We start from the raw sequence: 636 nt of genomic DNA on the forward strand, positions 1-636 counted from the left end.
TCCTTGCGCAGGTCGCGGATGGACAGGTAGCCGGGCTCGCTGTTCAGGGCGATGGCGTCGGGCCGGACGTCGGTCTTGGCATCAACGGGCATGAAGGATTCCGGGAGCGGGCGGGACGGGCAAACGCGCGTAGTGTAGTCCCCGCGTTTTGCCGGCGACACCCTGCCGTTCCACGCGGGAATGCCCTGTTCGACGCTGCATGGACCGGGTGGCGCACCAGGAATGCCGGGCCAAGGAGAAGCCCCCCGGGAGTCCAAGGGGGCGTGCCAAAGGCATGGGGGACGGCGAGCCGGGGCCCAGGGTTTGTCCTGCAAACCCCGGGGAACCAGGCCAATGCGCAGTTCAGCGCCCGGTCTTGATCTCGGTCCACAGCCGGGTGTAGAGCTTGTCCACTTCCGGCGGGTTGATCGCGTAGGTGAACATCTTCGCCGCCACGTCTTCCGGCGGGTAGATGGTCTTGTCCTCGCGGATCGCCGCATCCACCAGCGGCGTGGCCGCCTTCACCGGGTTGGCGTAATGGGTGACGTTGGTGTTGTTGGCGGCCACCTGCGGTTCGAGCAGGTAGTTGATGAACGCATAGGCGTTCTCCGGGTGCTTGGCATCCTTCGGGATGGCCAGCATGTCGAACCACAGAGG

The 636-nt window shown here is 65.9% G+C and carries 1 pseudogene; it reads right to left on the reverse strand.

The window, feature by feature from the left end:
* Positions 1 to 342: 342 nt before the first annotated feature.
* Positions 343 to 636: pseudogene (locus tag ABB22_RS17520) on the reverse strand (spermidine/putrescine ABC transporter substrate-binding protein PotF); the annotation flags it as partial.

The organism is Stenotrophomonas nitritireducens (genome assembly GCF_001431425.1).
Lineage (GTDB): Bacteria > Pseudomonadota > Gammaproteobacteria > Xanthomonadales > Xanthomonadaceae > Stenotrophomonas > Stenotrophomonas nitritireducens.